Raw genomic sequence first — 15,260 nt, 5'->3', positions numbered from 1 at the left:
ATTGTCCCTCTATTCGCCTGCGGTTTCGGCTCGCATCGCCCAGCCAATTGAGCGGCGGAGCATGTCGTAGTAAACGTCGTAATTCCACGCGCACATTTCCTTGTGCGGGTAGAAATCCTGCATTCCGGGCAAATCGTAATGCCCGCGGCAATGGCCCAGCGTGTTGTAGACGATGCGGCCCTTGCCCAGATCGCGGGTGTAAAGGATCGGGACGGTTTCATTGTCCCATTTGTCATCCACGAAGCCGGTCGCCTCGCCATCGAATGTGGTCTGCATCAGCGTGTCGATATCAGCCGTGGTCTTGGACAGGTAAAGCTCATCCACCACTTCGAAATCGTCGATCCCGCGCGTCAGCTCGTGTTCCTTGTTCACGACCTCAACTTCGAACTGACCGATGGGGGGATGCGCTTTGAACTGGGTGCCCAGCATTTCCATCACGTCGGGGCGGGTGTCGGGCGCATCGACGAGACCGTCCTCGGTAAAGACGAGGATCGAATTGGTGCCATGCAGCGCCAGCCATTTTCCGCCGCCTTCAACCCATGCACGCACCTGCGCGGCTTGCTCCTCGGTTGGCATCAGATCGCAAGTGTAGGTGATCAGGAAACGGCATTGATCAAGCCGTTCCAGACCCGAATAGTCCGCCGCAACGGTGGTGCGGATATGCGGATGCTCCGCGAGCAGTTTGAGTATCTCAAGCCGGGGGTAGTCGATATCGTGATATTTGCCCGCTGCGATAAAATGCGCGTCGATCCGGGTGGCTGGCTGTGCGCCCATATACTTAGCTCCTTATCGCCCCGCCGCCATCGACGGTGAAATCACAGCCGGTGGTGAAACTGGCATCGTCGCTGGCGAGAAAGACGACTGCTTTTGCGACCTCTTCGGGCTCTCCAATGCGGTTCATCGGGTGTGTGGCAGCGAAATTCGTCTCAATATTCTCGGGCGTGTCGGCGCCGGAATATTTGTAGCGATCATACATCGGCGTGCGGATCGCGCCAGGATGCACCATATTTGCCCGGATCGGCACGCCGCGTTCCGCGCAGTCGAGCGCGATGGAGCGGGTGAGGCCCAGCAGACCTGCTTTGGATGCACTGTAGGCGGCGACGAATGCGGCCGCGCGGATTGCAATCATCGATCCGATATTCACGATGGCACATGGCTCTCCCGATGCCTCCATTGCGGGGATCGCAGCGCGGCAGCCATAAAACGGTCCCTCCAGATTGATGTCGATTGTGCGCCGCCAGCTATCAAGATCGACGTCGACGACATTGCCCGGTTCGGAAATACCGGCAATGTTGCACAATACAGTCAGCTTGCCGAAATGGTCTTGCGCCGCCTTTACCGCCGCGTGCCACTGATCCAGATCGCGCACGTCCAGATTGAAAGCGGCTGCATTCTCACTCAGCTCCTTGGCAAGCGCCTGCGCCTTGTCGATCTGCACATCGCACAGCAGCACTTTGCCGCCTTCTGCCACGATACGGCGGCCCACAGCCGCCCCGATGCCTTCCGCGCCGCCGGTAACCAGCGCTACCTTTCCGGTCATTCGTCCGTTTTCGCTGGCCATCTACCGCTCCAGAATCGCGACAGCCGAAAGGCCCGGCGCGCCGTAAACATGGCTATAGCCGGTCTTGGGCGGTGTACCGTCAGCTTTTACCACCTGCCGTTCGCCTCCGCGTCCGCGCAATTGCTGGACGTTTTCGTAGACCTGCCGCAGGCCCGATGCGCCCACCGGCTCCCCGCAAGCGATGCAGCCGCCATCGGTGTTGATCGGCAGCTTTCCATCGCGGCGCGACCAGCCATTGGCGAGCCATTCTTCCTGCTCGCCATCCTTGCAAAACCCGTTTTCGGCCATGTGCATCACTTCCGCTCCGCTTTCGGTGTCCTGAAGCTGGGCCACGTCGATGTCTTCGGGGCCGATGCCTGCCCCTTCATAAGCGGCCTGCGAGGCAAGAACGGTCGGCTTCCCGCCTTCCTTGACGCTCACGCCGGCCTGAAACACCTCAAAGCTGTCCGGCGGACGCGTCTTCACCGCAACCTTCGCTATCTTGACCGATCCGTTGTTATCGAGCGCCCCGAGCTCTTTCGCCTTTTTCTCGCTGGCAAGGATCAGCGCAACGCCGCCCTCTGCCGGAGCGCAGAACATGAATTTCGTCAGCGGATCGTTGATCATCGGCGCGTTCATAATCGTTTCAAGGTCGATCTCGCTCCGCCGCCATGCGTGCGGAGTGACGGTGCCGTTGATGAACGCTTTTTCCGCGACCCGGCCCAGGGTTTCGCGGCTGATGCCATGCAGTTGCATGTACCGCTGGATTTTGAGCGCGAAAAACTGCGTGGTCAGCATCATGCCGGTCTGGCCGTACCATTCGGGCAGACCATATTCCGAAGGTTTGGCATTGAATGCGCCGCGCGGATGCTTGTCAAAACCGACCGCCAGCGCAAGGTCATACATGCCGCTCGCGATAGCCATCTGCGCCGATACCAGCGCGCTGCCGCCGGTCGCGCAGCCATTGGCAACATTGGTGAACGGCAGCGAGGTAAGGCCCAGTTCGTTGACCATGATGTCGGCATTGCCCGCCGCCGCCGATCCGCCATACGCGCATTCGATATCGGTCCATTCGAGGCCTGCGTCCGCCATCGCCTCGCGCACGGCGAAAACGCCCTGTTCGCGCCCCGAACGGCCCTCTGTGCGGCCAAACGGGTGGATGCCTGCGCCGATGATATAGACATTCTCGCTCATGCCGCCTGCTCCTGCTGCGTCCCAAGCGGACGGAAAGCGTAAGTGTCGTGGGTGGCATTGAACGGCACCACGCAAAATTCGACCGGCATGTTGAGCTCCAGATCTTCAAGCTGCGCGCCGACAATCCGGCTTTCGACAATGACCTCGCCCGGCAATTCGACATAGCCGAGCAGGAACGGCTGGAAATCGGGCGGGCTGGGCGTGCCATCAGGCCCTTCGCTGGAGCCGGGGCCCTCATATGGTTCTTTGGGCAGGAATCCTTGCGTGGTCCATGACCATAGCCTGCCTGTGCGTGAAAGCTTGTATGGCTCGACATCGGTTGCAGCGTCGCCTTGCGGCATCGGGAATACGATTTCGCCCGAAGTCAGCCTGCCGCCCATCAGGTGCGGCTGGGGATCGTCGCTCCACAGGTTTGGATCGATTTTCGCGCCCATACTCAATCCCCTCAGGCAGCCTGCGCATATTCGGATAGCGCGGTGTCAGTGTCGCCGAACAGCCGTGCCAGCACCATGACCCGCTTCATTGCGTGGCCGATGGCCAGTTCATCCGTGATGCCCATGCCGCCATGCATCTGCACGGCCTCGCGGGCGACGGCGTCAATATTCTCGCCAATAAACGCCTTTGCACCTGCTGCGGCGTGCTGCCATGCGGCCGTGTCTTCGCGGCTGGTCAGCGCGGCGCGGTACAGCATTGAGCGGCTCTGTTCGATCTTCGCATAGGCCTCGACAAGCCGGTGCTGCAGCGCCTGAAAGCTGCCGATCGCAACACCGAATTGTTCGCGTTCCTTTACATACGCGATGGTGTCATCAAGCAACCGCTGGCCCAGGCCCACCATCTCCGCTGCCGCGTATAGCCGCGTGTCGCTGACGACCGCGGCCAGCGCACCGGGATCGAGATCGAGTTTTGCGCTCGCCGCCGCGCGGGTCAGTTTAAGCTCGCCAGCAATGCTGCCATCGGCGAGACGGTATTTGCGCACTTCCAGACCGTCCGCATTCGCCGGAACCAGGAAACAGGCCGTCGCGCCGTCCAGCTCAGCGGTGACGATGAACAGGTCGGCAATCCCCGCGCCGATGACGAAGGTTTTCTCGCCGCTCAGCGTGAAGCTGTCGCCGCTTTCATGCGCTTTGGTGCCTTTCGCGACCAGGCTGTAACGCTGGGCGCGTTCAGCCCATGCGAGGCTCGCAATAGTCTGGCCGCCGATGACCGTTTCCAGCACGCCGTTCGCGCCGCCGCGATCAAGCAGCAATGCAGGCAAAATTCCGTGTTCAAGCAGCGGATCGGGCGCATTGGCCTTACCAATGGCTTCGGCCACAAGCGCAAGATCGACCGGCGATCCGCCCATGCCGCCTGCATCCTCACTCGCGGCCAATGCGATCAGGCCCAGCTCCGCCAGACTTTCCCAGCGCGCGCGGTCATAACCGCCCTCTGATTTGCGCAGTTTTCGCCGCGCCTCGACGTCGATCGGCGCCGCGAACCGCTCTACGCTGGAACAGAACATTTCCTGCTCTTCGCTAAGGTCGAAATTCACGCTTGTTGACCTCCGCCCGCCTTTGAATAGGTGATGGGCAGGCGCGTGACACCGCGCAGCAGCACATTGGGAAGGACCGCGATGCCCGCTTCATCGGCGACCGCGAAATCATCCAGCCGCTCCAGCAATTCATCGAAAGCGACCAGCATTTCCTTGCGGCTGAGCATATTGCCCACGCACATATGCGGTCCCTTGCCAAAGGCGAGATGGGCGCGCGCATTCTTGCGCTCGATATCAAAGGTATCGGGATTATCGAATTTACGCGGGTCGCGGTTCGCCGCAGCATAGCGCAGCTGAACCACGCTGCCGGCGGGCATATCAACGCCGCCCAGCTCGGTATCGGCTTTCACGATGCGCCACATCCCGGCGGTGGGCGTTTCATAGCGCAGGCTTTCCTCGACCAGATTGCCGATCAGCTTCGGATCGCGGCCACCGGCGGCGGCTTTCGCCTTTTCCATCTGGTCTGGATTGCGGATTAACTGGAGCAATCCGCCCGCAATGGTGGATGTCGTCGTTTCGTTACCGGCAACCATGAATTGCTGCATGATCGACATGATCTCCTCGTCGGTCAGCGGCGTTTCACCTTCGACGCGGGCCTCGACGAGATCGGTGAGCAGATCGTCCCCGCCGTTTGCGCGGCGGTCCTCGATCTTGGCTTTCATGAATTTCTGATATTCGACAAAGGCCCGTGCACATTCCAGCTGGCGTTCGCGGCAGACCATCTGGCTGAACCGGTCGACGGCGGCATCGGACCAGTCCTTTACCTGCTTGGGATCGTTATCCAGCCCGATCTGCTGCGCGATCATCGCCACGGGAAGCGGTATGGCAAACGCCTCGACGAATTCGCATTCCCCCTTGTCCGCCATGCCCTCTATCAGCTGGATCGATTTCGTCCGCATGTCCGCTTCGATAGCGTTTACGCGCGGCGCGGAAAAAGCGAGGTTTACCAGCTTGCGGTTGCGGGTGTGGACCGGGTGATCGGCGGTCAGCAATGTCGGCGGATTGTCCCAGCCGTCTTTCAGGATCTCCTGTATTTCCTCATCCTCGGCGCCCATTAGGACAGTGAAATCGTTCGAGAATATTTCAGGCTTGGTGTTGGCCTCGTTGCAGAGGTCGTAACTGTAGACCACGAATGCATTCATTTCGGGCACGTGTTCGATGTCGATCCCGGCATCGTGAATGGCGCGGTAATAATCGAACGGGTCGGTCAGCGTTTCGGGGGCAAATAGGTTACCCGCAGGCTTGTTCATGGTGGAGGCTCCGGTCCCTCTGAAATTCAAAGCGAAGCCTAGCCACAAGCAGGCCCGTCACGCACTGCGCGAATGTGTTAGGGCATGGGTTGCATGACTTAGCGAATTTGCGAGTTTCGATTGCTATCCGGCGAGGTCGCCAAATTCGCGCGCAAACTCCGCGCTGTCGAAATAATCGCGCCATTTCGCGATTTTGCCATTATCGTTCAGTTCGAACGTGCCCATTACGCGGATGGTGCGGCGGCGGCCCTTCATCTCGAACCAGTCGGTGCGCTCTGTCAAAACGACATTGCCGTTCGCGGCAATATGATGCGTTTCAAATCCGCAGGCCTCGACACCGGGAAACGCGGCCATCTTTGCGCGAACCTGATCGATGCCGTTCACGGTCGATAGTGGCAGGTCAGTCCATTCGATGTCGTCCGCCATGAAGGAATAGATTTTCTCCAGATCGAATTCGTCCCAGGCGGCGATGAAGGCAGTGATTGTTTCGATGGGTGTCACGGATTTTCTCCGGCTGTGATGGTGAACGCATTTACGCCGCGCGGCCAAATTGCTGCCGCGCGGGTCGCCCGATATGCCCAGCAGGGCGAGCATTCCGGCAAATACTCTGGTTCGTACGCATGACCGCCGGACAGAACGGGCAGGCCGTGCATGTCAGGCGATTTTCAGGATCATCTTGCCCTGGTTCGATCCGGCGAACAGGCGCATGAAACTGTCAAAGGCGTGCTCCAGCCCTTCATCGATGTGCTCTTCGGAATAGAGTTTTCCGGCAGCGGCCCATTCGCCCATCTTGGCCGCGCCCTCGCCAAAGCGTTCGACGTAATCGGCCACCAGCAGACCGCGGATCGAGGCGCGATTGACGATCAGACGCCACAGATTGCGCGCGCCGCGCGGATCGGTGTTGTATTCGCTGATCAGCCCGCACAGCCCGACGCGGGCATATAGGTTCAGGTTCATGAGCCCCGCATCGAGGATTTCTCCGCCGACATTTTCAAAGATGACATCGACCCCGTCAGGCGCGGCCTCGGCAATGGCGGCGGTGAGCGCAGCTTCGTCCTTGCCCTTGTAATCAATCGCCGCATCAAAACCGTATTTGTCGATAAGCTTGGCGCATTTCTCCGGTCCGCCGGCAATCCCGACCGCGCGGCAGCCGTGGATTTTCGCCAGCTGCCCAACGAGCGATCCGACCGCACCCGCCGCGCCGGAAACCAGCACGGTGTCGCCCTCTTCAGGCTCGCACACTTCGAGAAAGCCGAAGTATGCGGTCATGCCAACCGCCCCGAAAATCGAGAGGTAGTTCGTCACACTTGGCACAAGTGCAGGATCAATCGGCTGGGTGAACCCGCCAGCAACCCCGATGGAATAATCCTCCAGCGCGTTCAAACCCATGACCCACTGGCCTTTTTCAAATCCGTCTGCGCGGCTTTCCTCGACCACGCCGATTGTGCTGGCGCGAACCGGATCGCCGAGCGGGATCGGCGGCATGTAATTGCCGCCTGCATCCATCCAGCCGCGCATCGCCGGGTCGAGCGAAGCGTAATGATTGCGGATCAAAAACTCTCCCTCGACCAAATCGGGCGTCTGAACCGTCACGAGTTCAAAGTCGTCGCGGACCGGCTCGCCATCGGGGCGACGCTGGAGGAGGAAGCGCCTGTTATCGGGCATGGTAGTTCCTTTTTTGTGCGAGGAGCAGGTTCAGGCGGCGACCAGTTTGACAGGGATCGCGCTTTGCAGGCTCTGGCCGGTGATGGGGTCGAAATCGACGACTTCGCTGGTCAGCCTGTTGGTCGATGAACCGCGCGTTCGAACGTCCTCTTTTGTAGCGTCCACATCGCCGTAAGCATGGGCCATTGAAACGAGGCCCCGGCGCACCTTGTCACTGGCCTTCACAACGCCGTGGATCGTCGCATGCGGCGAGGTGATTTCGACAATGCCGCCTTCCTCCAGGCCAAGGTCGGCGATGTCCTCTGGGTGGATGTAGGCCGGGTTGGTTGTGGTCTTTTCCTGCAATTTTTTAAGCGGATGACCGATGGAGTTGAACCGCGTTTTCGACCTGCGGCTGATCAGTTTGAAATCAAAGCCTGCGCGCTGCGCCGGATTATCCGCATAGCGCAGAATTTCGCCGGGCATCCCCCCTTCGGCAAGGTCGAACCGGTGAAATTCGCTTTCCTCGATCGGTCCGACTTCGGGATGTTTATCCGTATAAACCACCGCCGCGCCGCCATTGGCCTGCGCGTCCTTGCGCACCTGACTCGGCGGGACGAGGCAACCTGCGGTCATCAGGTCGAGGAATTCTTCCTTGCTCGGCGTGCGGTCCATCGGCAGCGCCCCGCCGGCAAGGTTCATCGTCACGCCCAGGTTGCGGGCCAGCGTCCAGAACATTTCGTATTCGTCGATGACATCGCCCGGCGGGGTCGCGGCAGCCTCGACATAGCGGGCATACGCTTCCTCGTGCCACCATTCTGACAGATTGGTGATGTCCTCGCGCTCAAGGCATTGCGATGGGGCAAGCACAACGTCGGCGCGTTTTGCACTGGCGCTCATCCAAGGATCAATCTGCACGAAGAGGTCGAGATCATCGAGCGCGCGCGCCATCTTCACCTGATCGGGAAAGCCGACAACCGGATTGCCGCCGACCGAAATCAGCACGCGCACCTGCCCGTCACCCGGCGTGAGAATTTCATCAGCGAGCACGTTGCACGGCATTTCGAAACCCAGCTGGCCAAGCCCGCGAAACCGCGATTTCGCCATGCCTTCCGCGCCAAACAGCGGCACGGGCGGGGCTACCTGCGCGCGGCGCGGCCCCTGCGGAGTGGTGAAGACGCCGGGGATGGCGGCTTTCTCGCCCTCCTGTTTGAACCGGGCGCAGATCGTGTTGAGGCAGACGACGAGATATTCAGTGAGGGTGCCATTACCGGCCATTTCCGGGCCAGTGCCGGTAACAGCGCAGCCTTTCGATCCGCCTGCAAACATGCGGGCGGCGGCGATGAGCTGATCTTTCTCGACCCCGGCACGCTCCGCTGCGACATCGGGCGTCATTGGCTTTACCGCCGCCGCCAGTTCATCGAAGCCATCGACATGGACCGACACGAAATTGCGGTCATACAGTTTTTCTTCGATGATGACGTTGAGCATCCCGGCGAGCAGGGCGGGATCCTCGCCCGGCTTTACCGGCAGGTAGATATCGGCGAGCCGCGCCACGTCGCTTTCGCGCGGGTCGGCGACGATGACCTTCATCCCTTCCGCCTGACGGTCACGGATGCGGCGTGAGGGGCTGAACGGAGGAACGCCGCCGGGCGGTGAATAGTGCGATACGATCGGATTGTTGCCGATAAACAGCGCCACATCGCTTTCGCTGAATGTGTTCGAACCGCCCATCCACTTGCCATACCGCATGGTGGTGAAAACCTTGGCCGGCTGGTCCAGCGTAACGGACGTGTAGAAATTGCGAGTTCCAATCGCTTGCGCAAAGCTGAGCGATGCGGCCATAGCGGCGCTGTTCTGATATCCGCCCGAACCCATAAATACGGCGACCGAATTTGGCCCGTGTTCGTCGATGACGCGCTTGATCTCGTCAGACACATGCGACAGCGCATCAGCCATCGGCGTTTCGTGAAAAGCGCCGTTCTGATCGCGCACCAGACTGTGGTGGAGACGGTGGGCGGCATTGTGCGAATCCGGCAGCTCGCGGCCTTTCATGCAGGTGTACCCGCCATAGGCGGGGTCATCGGGATCGCCGCGGACCTCGATAACCTTGCCGTCCTCGACATCGACCAGCATCGCGCAATTGGCATGGCAGAAACGGCAGAACGTCTTGTGTGTTTGGGCACCCATCGCATGTCTCCTTACGTGGTAAACTACCACACGGGCTGAGAGCTTCGACTGATACTTTTGTCCGTAGAGCGCAGCGGCTGCGCCCCGCATTAGGGGCAGGCAACTTTCAGGAGATCCCGATGACCACGACTTCCCGGCAATGGCTGCTCAATGGACATCCGCGCGGACGCGGCATCGAGGATGGTGATTTCAAACTGGTCGAAACACAGCTTCCCACCCCTGCCGAGGGCGAGATGGTTCTCGCGACCCGGTATCTGGGCTTTGATCCGGCGCAGAAAGGCTGGATGGAAAATATCGCGGATTACGTCGCGCCCATGAATATCGGCGACGTGATGCGCGGCAGCGGCATTTGCGAAGTGATTGAAAGCAATGGCGGGAAATTTGCTGTCGGTGATTTTGTTTTCGGCACAACCGGCTGGACCGAATATCTCGTCCATAACGGCGAGGGGTTGACCAAGGTCGAAACCGAACTGTCGCCCACCGCAGTGCTGTCTGTGCTCGGTACGACTGGTCTCACCGCCTATTGCGGCCTGTTCAAGGTGGGCAAGCCCGTGGCTGGCGACACCGTGCTTGTCTCAGGCGCAGCCGGAGCGACCGGCAGTGTTGTCGGCCAGTTGGCAAAGATCGCCGGATGCCGCGCGGTTGGCATCGCTGGCGGGCCGGACAAGTGCGAATGGCTGGTCAAAGAGGCAGGCTATGATGCGGCGATCGATTACAAGGCGGGCGACGTCAAACAGCAGATCAAACAGCACTGCCCCGGCGGGGTCGATGTCATTTACGACAATGTCGGCGGCACGATCCTCGACGATATGCTTGCCAATATCGCGACGAGTGCGCGCGTCGTCATTTGCGGCGGCATCAGCCGTTACGAATCGGGCGGAATGCCGACCGGTCCGGGCAATTATTTCAATCTGATTTTCCGCCGAGCGAGCATGGCGGGCTTCATAGTGCTCGACTGGGCGGCGGAATTTCCCGCGATCCGCAAACGGCTCGAAGGATTCGTGACCGATGGCAGGCTAAAGTATCAGGAGGACATTCAGGAAGGTTTTGAAAACGCGCCTGAAACTCTCCAGCGGCTGTTCGTCGGCAAGAACCGCGGCAAACAGATGCTCAAGCTTTAGACGGAAGGTCTTCGGGCCGGTTCACATTCAGCAGCGGCGGGTCGAACGCGATCTGGCGCGCGGAAACATGGTCGGCAAAGCGGTATAACGCTCGTCCTCCGTCTGCGATGAATGCGGCGAGATCATCGGCGAGGGCGACGGGCCATAACCCGACGACTGGCTGGCTACGCACGATTGCGGCGCCTTCGCCGGAGAGCGTCTCGGCCAGATTGGCAGGCAGGTTGGGCGCATCCACGCCGGCGCTCAGCACATGGCTGAACCTGTTGTCATTGGCATATTGGAGCGCGGCATTAAGCCCGCCGAGCGGTCCCAGCCCTGCTTCGGGCAAATCCGGCAGGCATTCGAAATCAGGCTCCGTGCGGCCGCATACGACCAGCGCATCGCATTGCACCGCCAACCGGTCGGAAACCAGATCAATGAGACGCCAGCCATTGTAGCGGACATGCGCCTTGTCACTGCCGAACCGGCGCGCCTTGCCGCCAGCCAGAATGGCTCCGAGAAGGGGCGCGTTATCGGTCAGTCGAACGCCTCTGTCGCTTGCCCTTCGGCGTTGTAAACCGGCCCCTCGGCATCGACGCGGTATTTCTTGCTAACGGCGTTTTCGATTCCGAACGATCCGAGATGACCCAGCATTCCGGCGTAATGCTTGTCGGCAAAATGGCTGGCGAGCGCCTCTTCACTGGTCCATTCCTCAAACACATTGACGCGTTTGGGATTGTTGAGGTCCGCGCTCCAGTCATAGTGCAGGCAGCCGGGCTGCGACAGCGCGCCATCAATAAAAGGTTGCGCGGTCTTCAGCGCCTCTTCCCGCTTGTCCGCTGGCAGGTCGATCTGGGCGGCTATGACGATCTTGGCCATCAGGCGTTCTCCTCGGCGGGATTGTATTCAGCGATAATTTCAAAGGCTCGCCTGGTATAAACCCACTCGCCGCCGCGCTTCTCCAGATCGTCGGTGTAGAGGCCCCCGATCATGCGGGTGGAGCCGTCTTTGCCTTTGAGCACTTCCTGCGTCTGCACCCGAGATGTGGCGGTGTCACCATCGACCACGATCGAGGCTGGCACGCAGCTGAAACTGACGGCATCGAAATTCGACATCGCGCCCAGCCAAGTCTCAACGATAGCATCGCGCCCTTTCAACTGCATCCCCATGAAGTCCCAGTTGGCATCATCGGCCCAGACCGACCCCCACGTTTCTGCATCGAAGCGGACCACGCCGTCGCCGTAAACCTCGTGCAGTTCGCGGATCGCGAGGCGATCTTCCATCGGCCCTTTAAACATGGCTTTCTCCCCAAGAGTATGAATGCCGCTTTGCCGCCGAGCGGACGTGCGGGGCAATGGGCACTTTTGGGAAGGGTGCGCGCGCGTCTGAACGCCTATCGTCCCTGCGAACACAATCAGGAGAGGTTCCGATGGGTCAGTTGCAGGGCAAAACCGCAGTCGTTCTTGGCGCGGCATCGAAGGACAATATCGGCCAGACGATCGCGCGGCTCTTTGCCAAAGAAGGCGCGGCGGTGATGGTGTCAGGACGCCATGAAAGCGTTCTATCCGATCTCGCCAAGGAAATTGGCGGGCACTATGCCCTGTGCGACATCACCAGCCATGCACAGGTCCACGCGCTGGCGGACAAGGCGGCAGCGGATATGGGCCGCGTCGATGCAGCGATCAATTGCACTGGCTGGGGCCTGCTGTCGAACCTGCTCGAAACCACCGAAGAACAGCTCGACCAGATCACTGACCTGCAATTCAAAGGGGTGCACCATTTCTTGCAGGCGTTTGTAAAGGTGATGGGCGATCAGGACCCAAGCGGCGGATCGCTGATCACACTGTCATCTGCAACCACCCGGGCGCTCATCAACAATCACGCCGCCTATATCGGCACAAAGCGCGCGACCGAGGCGCTGATTGAATGCGTCGCGAACGATTTCGGCCATCTCGGTATCAAGGCGAACACCGTATCGCCCGCCTTCACCGAAAGCCCGATGACCGCCGACAGTTTTCAGGTGCCGGGACTGGTCGATGCGTTTCTGCCCAAATACCCGCTTGGCAGGCTCAATACATCGGATGACGTGGCCGAGGCCTGCGCGTGGCTGTGCAGCGATGCGGCGTTCCTGACGGGACAGCACATCCAGCCCAATGGCGGTGTCACTCTGCGCGGCAACCCGCAGGCCAAGGATATCGAGGCAGCCGTTGGCGCGGCAATGGCGGCGCAGGCGGAAAACTGAAAACGGCGGGTCACAGCCCGCCTCTTGGTGTCCTGCCTTCCATCAGAACTGCGCTGTCCCCCCATCGACGCTGATCATTGCGCCGGTAATCCCTGCACCTTCCCTGCTGGCCAGCAGCAGTGCGACAGCGGCGATTTCCTCGACGGTGTTGGGGCGTTTGATTGCCGATTCCTGCGCGAACATCGTGATCATGTCATCAAACTCCATCCCCATTGCCTTTGCCGTGGCGGGTCCATTGTTCTTGATGATGTCGGTAACCACGAGGCCTGGGCAGATCGCATTCACGGTAATTCCCTGCTCCCCGACTTCGCGTGCCAGTGATTTGGTCAAGCCGTTCACCGCGTGCTTTGCTGCGGTGTAGGCGGTGAAGATCGGTTTCCCGTGTTTCCCTTCCATGGAAGAGATATTGATGACCCGGCCCTCTTTCTGATCGAGCATCGGTTTGAGCGCGCGCCGGGTCGCCCAGAATGTCGAATAGACGTTCCACTTCATCGCCTCGTCAAACGCCTCATCAGACAATTGCACCATCGGCTGCAAATCTCCCGCACCGCCCGCATTGTTGACGAGGATGTCGAGCTTTCCGAAGGTCTCGATCGTTTTGTCAATGAAGCCTTCGACGTCGGACTGGTTCATCACGTCCCCTGCGAAAAAGGCGGCGTGATTGCTCCCGCCCATCTCTTCGACCACTTTCGCGCCTTTCTCCGGATTGCGCGCGAACAGGGCAACTTTTGCGCCCTCGGCCAGATAGGCCTCCGCAATTCCGCGCCCCAGCCCCGCTGTTCCGCCGGTTATCGCCGCTACCTTGCCTTCGAGTTTCATCGCATTTCTCCTTTGTGTCCCTGCCTAGCGTCCCGCCGCTGGCCGCGCACCTTGCCAAAATGAGGGATTGCGGGCGGCGGCGATGCGCGCCTCTATGCAGGCCATGAACGAAACAGATGTGATCATTCTGGGCTGCGGCCCGGCGGGTATGAGCGCGGCATTGGCCGCTCATGAATCAGGCGCGAAAGTTGCGCTTGTCGAACGATTTGACCGGGTTGGCGGCACCGGCGCTGTATCGGGCGGAGTGATCTGGGCAGCGGGCAATCCGCGCCAACGCGCCGCAGGAATGGCGGACAGCCGCGAAGAGGCGCTGGCCTATTTTCGCAGCCTCGATCACGGCGATCTGGTCGATGAAACGCTGGAGGCTTTCGTAGACACCGCGCCAGAGGCGCTGGCGTTTCTGGAGGATGCCGGCGCGCTGAGAGTCGCGCTGCTCGAAGGGTATCCCGACTATTACCTCGACCGGCCTGGAGCGAAACCTGAAGGCGGGCGGGCGATGGATCACGATCTGTTTGCGCTCGGTGAGCTGGGCGAGTGGGCGGGGCGCATCACCGCCATCGAAGAACCAAAGCCTATGATGCTGCGCGAAACCCCGCTGGGCGGCGGCACCGGCATTGTTCCACCTGAAGAGATGCAGCGGCGGATGGCAAATAACGAGCGCGGATTCGGGCAGGCGATGGTCGCGCGGCTGCTGAAAGCGTGCCTTGATCGCGGGATCGAGCCGCTGCTGAATGTCGAAACCAAACGGCTGCTGAAACAGGACGGTCGCATCACCGGCATCGAGGGCAAACGGGACGGCGAGCCATTCACACTTCACGCGGGCAGCGGTGTCATCATCACGACTGGCGGTTTTGAATGGGATAAAGACAAACGCCAGACTTTCCTGCGCGGACCGATGGATGCGCCCGCCAGCCCGCCAACCGCGCGCGGGGATGGGCTGGATCTGGCCATGCAAAGCGGGGCAAAACTGGGTAATATGACGCAGGGCTGGTGGGCGCCGACGCTGGTAATCCCGGATATGCCATGGCCCGGCGGCGAAGAGCGCGCGCTGCCGGTGCTGATTGAACGGACCGTTCCGCATTCTATGATGGTCAATCGCGCCGGGCAAAGGTTTTGCAACGAAGCTGCCAATTATTCCGCGCTGGCGGGTGCATTCCACCAGTTCGATCCGCAAACCTACGATTATCCAAACCTGCCCGCCTGGCTGATTTTCGACGAAAACTTTGCCGAGCGTTATCCTATTGGCCTGCGCTTGCCGCCCCAACCCGTGCCGGACTGGGTAGTGCGCGCCGAAACCCTTGATGAACTGGCGGACAAGCTTGGCCTGCCAGTAGGCAGTCTGTCCGGTACAGCCGCGCGGTTCAATGCTCATGCACGGGCGGGCAGCGACCCCGATTTTGAGCGCGGCACCGCAACCTATGACCATTTTTACGGAGACCGCAGCCGCGAGGGCGCATCGGTCACTTTGGGAGAGATAGCGCGCGCGCCGTTTTACGCAGTCGAGATTCGCATGGGCCTGCTCGGCACGAATGGCGGCGCGCGCACCGATGGCAAGGCGCGCATTCTGGGCCACAATGGAGAGCCGATTGCCGGTCTTTACGGTGCGGGCAACGCGATCGCCTGCCCCACCGGCGGGATTTATGCAGGGGCGGGGGGCACGCTGGGACCGGCGCTGACCTATGGTTACATCGCGGGGCGAACGGCGGCGCGCGCCAACGCTTGAACAAGGCTGTTCGGACCGGCCGCGCGGACT

General features: G+C 60.6%; 16 protein-coding genes. 3 read left to right on the top strand and 13 right to left on the bottom strand.

Annotated elements, in window-relative coordinates; genetic code table 11:
• Positions 1-9: 9 nt before the first annotated feature.
• From ACGHU1_RS05540 to ACGHU1_RS05500, 9 genes are all read right to left on the bottom strand, one after another.
• Positions 10-774, bottom strand: a complete 765-nt coding sequence (locus ACGHU1_RS05540) for a ThuA domain-containing protein (RefSeq protein ID WP_390584340.1) — start codon at positions 772-774, stop codon at positions 10-12.
• 4 nt (positions 775-778) lie between these two features.
• Positions 779-1,540, bottom strand: a complete 762-nt coding sequence (locus ACGHU1_RS05535; RefSeq protein WP_390584337.1) for an SDR family NAD(P)-dependent oxidoreductase — start codon at positions 1,538-1,540, stop codon at positions 779-781.
• Between the two features lie 21 nt (positions 1,541-1,561).
• Complete coding sequence (locus ACGHU1_RS05530; RefSeq protein ID WP_390584335.1) at positions 1,562-2,734, bottom strand: thiolase family protein; 1,173 nt, start codon at positions 2,732-2,734, stop codon at positions 1,562-1,564.
• On the bottom strand, positions 2,731-3,168 hold the full coding sequence (locus tag ACGHU1_RS05525; RefSeq protein ID WP_390584333.1) for a Zn-ribbon domain-containing OB-fold protein: 438 nt from the start codon (positions 3,166-3,168) through the stop codon (positions 2,731-2,733). The genes ACGHU1_RS05530 and ACGHU1_RS05525 overlap by 4 nt, the downstream gene beginning before the upstream one ends.
• An 11-nt stretch (positions 3,169-3,179) precedes the next feature.
• Positions 3,180-4,262 (bottom strand): acyl-CoA dehydrogenase family protein, encoded by a 1,083-nt coding sequence (locus ACGHU1_RS05520; RefSeq protein ID WP_390584331.1) that lies wholly within the window; start codon positions 4,260-4,262, stop codon positions 3,180-3,182.
• Positions 4,259-5,512, bottom strand: a complete 1,254-nt coding sequence (locus ACGHU1_RS05515) for a cytochrome P450 (protein ID WP_390584329.1) — start codon at positions 5,510-5,512, stop codon at positions 4,259-4,261. Before ACGHU1_RS05515 ends, ACGHU1_RS05520 begins: the two co-directional genes overlap by 4 nt.
• 123 nt (positions 5,513-5,635) lie before the next feature.
• The gene (locus ACGHU1_RS05510) at positions 5,636-6,013 is read right to left on the bottom strand and encodes a limonene-1,2-epoxide hydrolase family protein (protein ID WP_390584326.1); all 378 of its coding nucleotides are present in this window, start codon (positions 6,011-6,013) and stop codon (positions 5,636-5,638) included.
• Positions 6,014-6,166: 153 nt separating this feature from the next.
• Positions 6,167-7,177, bottom strand: a complete 1,011-nt coding sequence (locus ACGHU1_RS05505; protein ID WP_390584324.1) for an NADP-dependent oxidoreductase — start codon at positions 7,175-7,177, stop codon at positions 6,167-6,169.
• 30 nt (positions 7,178-7,207) lie between these two features.
• The gene (locus tag ACGHU1_RS05500; protein ID WP_390584321.1) at positions 7,208-9,346 is read right to left on the bottom strand and encodes a molybdopterin-dependent oxidoreductase; all 2,139 of its coding nucleotides are present in this window, start codon (positions 9,344-9,346) and stop codon (positions 7,208-7,210) included.
• Positions 9,347-9,465: 119 nt separating this feature from the next.
• On the opposite strand from ACGHU1_RS05500, the gene ACGHU1_RS05495 reads away from it, so the two are divergent.
• Positions 9,466-10,467, top strand: a complete 1,002-nt coding sequence (locus tag ACGHU1_RS05495; RefSeq protein WP_390584319.1) for an NADP-dependent oxidoreductase — start codon at positions 9,466-9,468, stop codon at positions 10,465-10,467.
• Here ACGHU1_RS05495 and ACGHU1_RS05490 read toward each other — a convergent pair.
• From ACGHU1_RS05490 to ACGHU1_RS05480, 3 genes are read right to left on the bottom strand one after another with little or no spacing between them, the layout of a single operon-like run.
• The gene (locus ACGHU1_RS05490) at positions 10,457-10,954 is read right to left on the bottom strand and encodes a molybdenum cofactor guanylyltransferase (RefSeq protein ID WP_390584818.1); all 498 of its coding nucleotides are present in this window, start codon (positions 10,952-10,954) and stop codon (positions 10,457-10,459) included. The two genes, ACGHU1_RS05495 and ACGHU1_RS05490, sit on opposite strands and share 11 nt — an antisense overlap.
• Before the next feature lie 29 nt (positions 10,955-10,983).
• Positions 10,984-11,325 (bottom strand): putative quinol monooxygenase, encoded by a 342-nt coding sequence (locus ACGHU1_RS05485; RefSeq protein ID WP_390584317.1) that lies wholly within the window; start codon positions 11,323-11,325, stop codon positions 10,984-10,986.
• Positions 11,325-11,744 carry a nuclear transport factor 2 family protein gene (locus ACGHU1_RS05480; RefSeq protein WP_390584314.1) on the bottom strand — a complete coding sequence of 140 codons (420 nt, stop codon included), beginning with the start codon at positions 11,742-11,744 and terminating at the stop codon, positions 11,325-11,327. The genes ACGHU1_RS05485 and ACGHU1_RS05480 overlap by 1 nt, the downstream gene beginning before the upstream one ends.
• 131 nt (positions 11,745-11,875) lie before the next feature.
• Between ACGHU1_RS05480 and ACGHU1_RS05475 the strand changes: the two genes are divergently transcribed.
• On the top strand, positions 11,876-12,688 hold the full coding sequence (locus ACGHU1_RS05475; RefSeq protein ID WP_390584311.1) for an SDR family NAD(P)-dependent oxidoreductase: 813 nt from the start codon (positions 11,876-11,878) through the stop codon (positions 12,686-12,688).
• A gap of 42 nt (positions 12,689-12,730) precedes the next feature.
• Here ACGHU1_RS05475 and ACGHU1_RS05470 read toward each other — a convergent pair whose 3' ends face one another.
• A complete protein-coding gene (locus ACGHU1_RS05470) occupies positions 12,731-13,507 on the bottom strand; it encodes an SDR family NAD(P)-dependent oxidoreductase (protein ID WP_390584308.1) in 777 nt (258 codons plus the stop codon).
• 103 nt (positions 13,508-13,610) lie between these two features.
• On the opposite strand from ACGHU1_RS05470, the gene ACGHU1_RS05465 reads away from it, so the two are divergent.
• Positions 13,611-15,230, top strand: a complete 1,620-nt coding sequence (locus ACGHU1_RS05465) for an FAD-dependent oxidoreductase (protein ID WP_390584306.1) — start codon at positions 13,611-13,613, stop codon at positions 15,228-15,230.
• The last annotated feature ends 30 nt before the right edge of the window (positions 15,231-15,260 follow it).

This window comes from Erythrobacter sp. MTPC3, from assembly GCF_042854385.1.
Classification (GTDB): Bacteria; Pseudomonadota; Alphaproteobacteria; order Sphingomonadales; family Sphingomonadaceae; genus Erythrobacter.
The sequence above is the reverse complement of the archived record's forward strand: the minus strand, read 5'-3'. Positions and strand labels throughout refer to the sequence as shown.

What these genes read in the sequence shown, in the direction of transcription:
- ACGHU1_RS05540 (WP_390584340.1), bottom strand. Translation starts at nt 774, where the DNA reads ATGGGCGCACAGCCAGCCACCCGGATCGACGCGCATTTTATCGCAGCG.
- ACGHU1_RS05535 (WP_390584337.1), bottom strand. Translation starts at nt 1,540, where the DNA reads ATGACCGGAAAGGTAGCGCTGGTTACCGGCGGCGCGGAAGGCATCGGG.
- ACGHU1_RS05530 (WP_390584335.1), bottom strand. Translation starts at nt 2,734, where the DNA reads ATGAGCGAGAATGTCTATATCATCGGCGCAGGCATCCACCCGTTTGGC.
- ACGHU1_RS05525 (WP_390584333.1), bottom strand. Translation starts at nt 3,168, where the DNA reads ATGGGCGCGAAAATCGATCCAAACCTGTGGAGCGACGATCCCCAGCCG.
- ACGHU1_RS05515 (WP_390584329.1), bottom strand. Translation starts at nt 5,512, where the DNA reads ATGAACAAGCCTGCGGGTAACCTATTTGCCCCCGAAACGCTGACCGAC.
- ACGHU1_RS05505 (WP_390584324.1), bottom strand. Translation starts at nt 7,177, where the DNA reads ATGCCCGATAACAGGCGCTTCCTCCTCCAGCGTCGCCCCGATGGCGAG.
- ACGHU1_RS05500 (WP_390584321.1), bottom strand. Translation starts at nt 9,346, where the DNA reads ATGGGTGCCCAAACACACAAGACGTTCTGCCGTTTCTGCCATGCCAAT.
- ACGHU1_RS05495 (WP_390584319.1), top strand. Translation starts at nt 9,466, where the DNA reads ATGACCACGACTTCCCGGCAATGGCTGCTCAATGGACATCCGCGCGGA.
- ACGHU1_RS05485 (WP_390584317.1), bottom strand. Translation starts at nt 11,325, where the DNA reads ATGGCCAAGATCGTCATAGCCGCCCAGATCGACCTGCCAGCGGACAAG.
- ACGHU1_RS05480 (WP_390584314.1), bottom strand. Translation starts at nt 11,744, where the DNA reads ATGTTTAAAGGGCCGATGGAAGATCGCCTCGCGATCCGCGAACTGCAC.
- ACGHU1_RS05475 (WP_390584311.1), top strand. Translation starts at nt 11,876, where the DNA reads ATGGGTCAGTTGCAGGGCAAAACCGCAGTCGTTCTTGGCGCGGCATCG.
- ACGHU1_RS05470 (WP_390584308.1), bottom strand. Translation starts at nt 13,507, where the DNA reads ATGAAACTCGAAGGCAAGGTAGCGGCGATAACCGGCGGAACAGCGGGG.
- ACGHU1_RS05465 (WP_390584306.1), top strand. Translation starts at nt 13,611, where the DNA reads ATGAACGAAACAGATGTGATCATTCTGGGCTGCGGCCCGGCGGGTATG.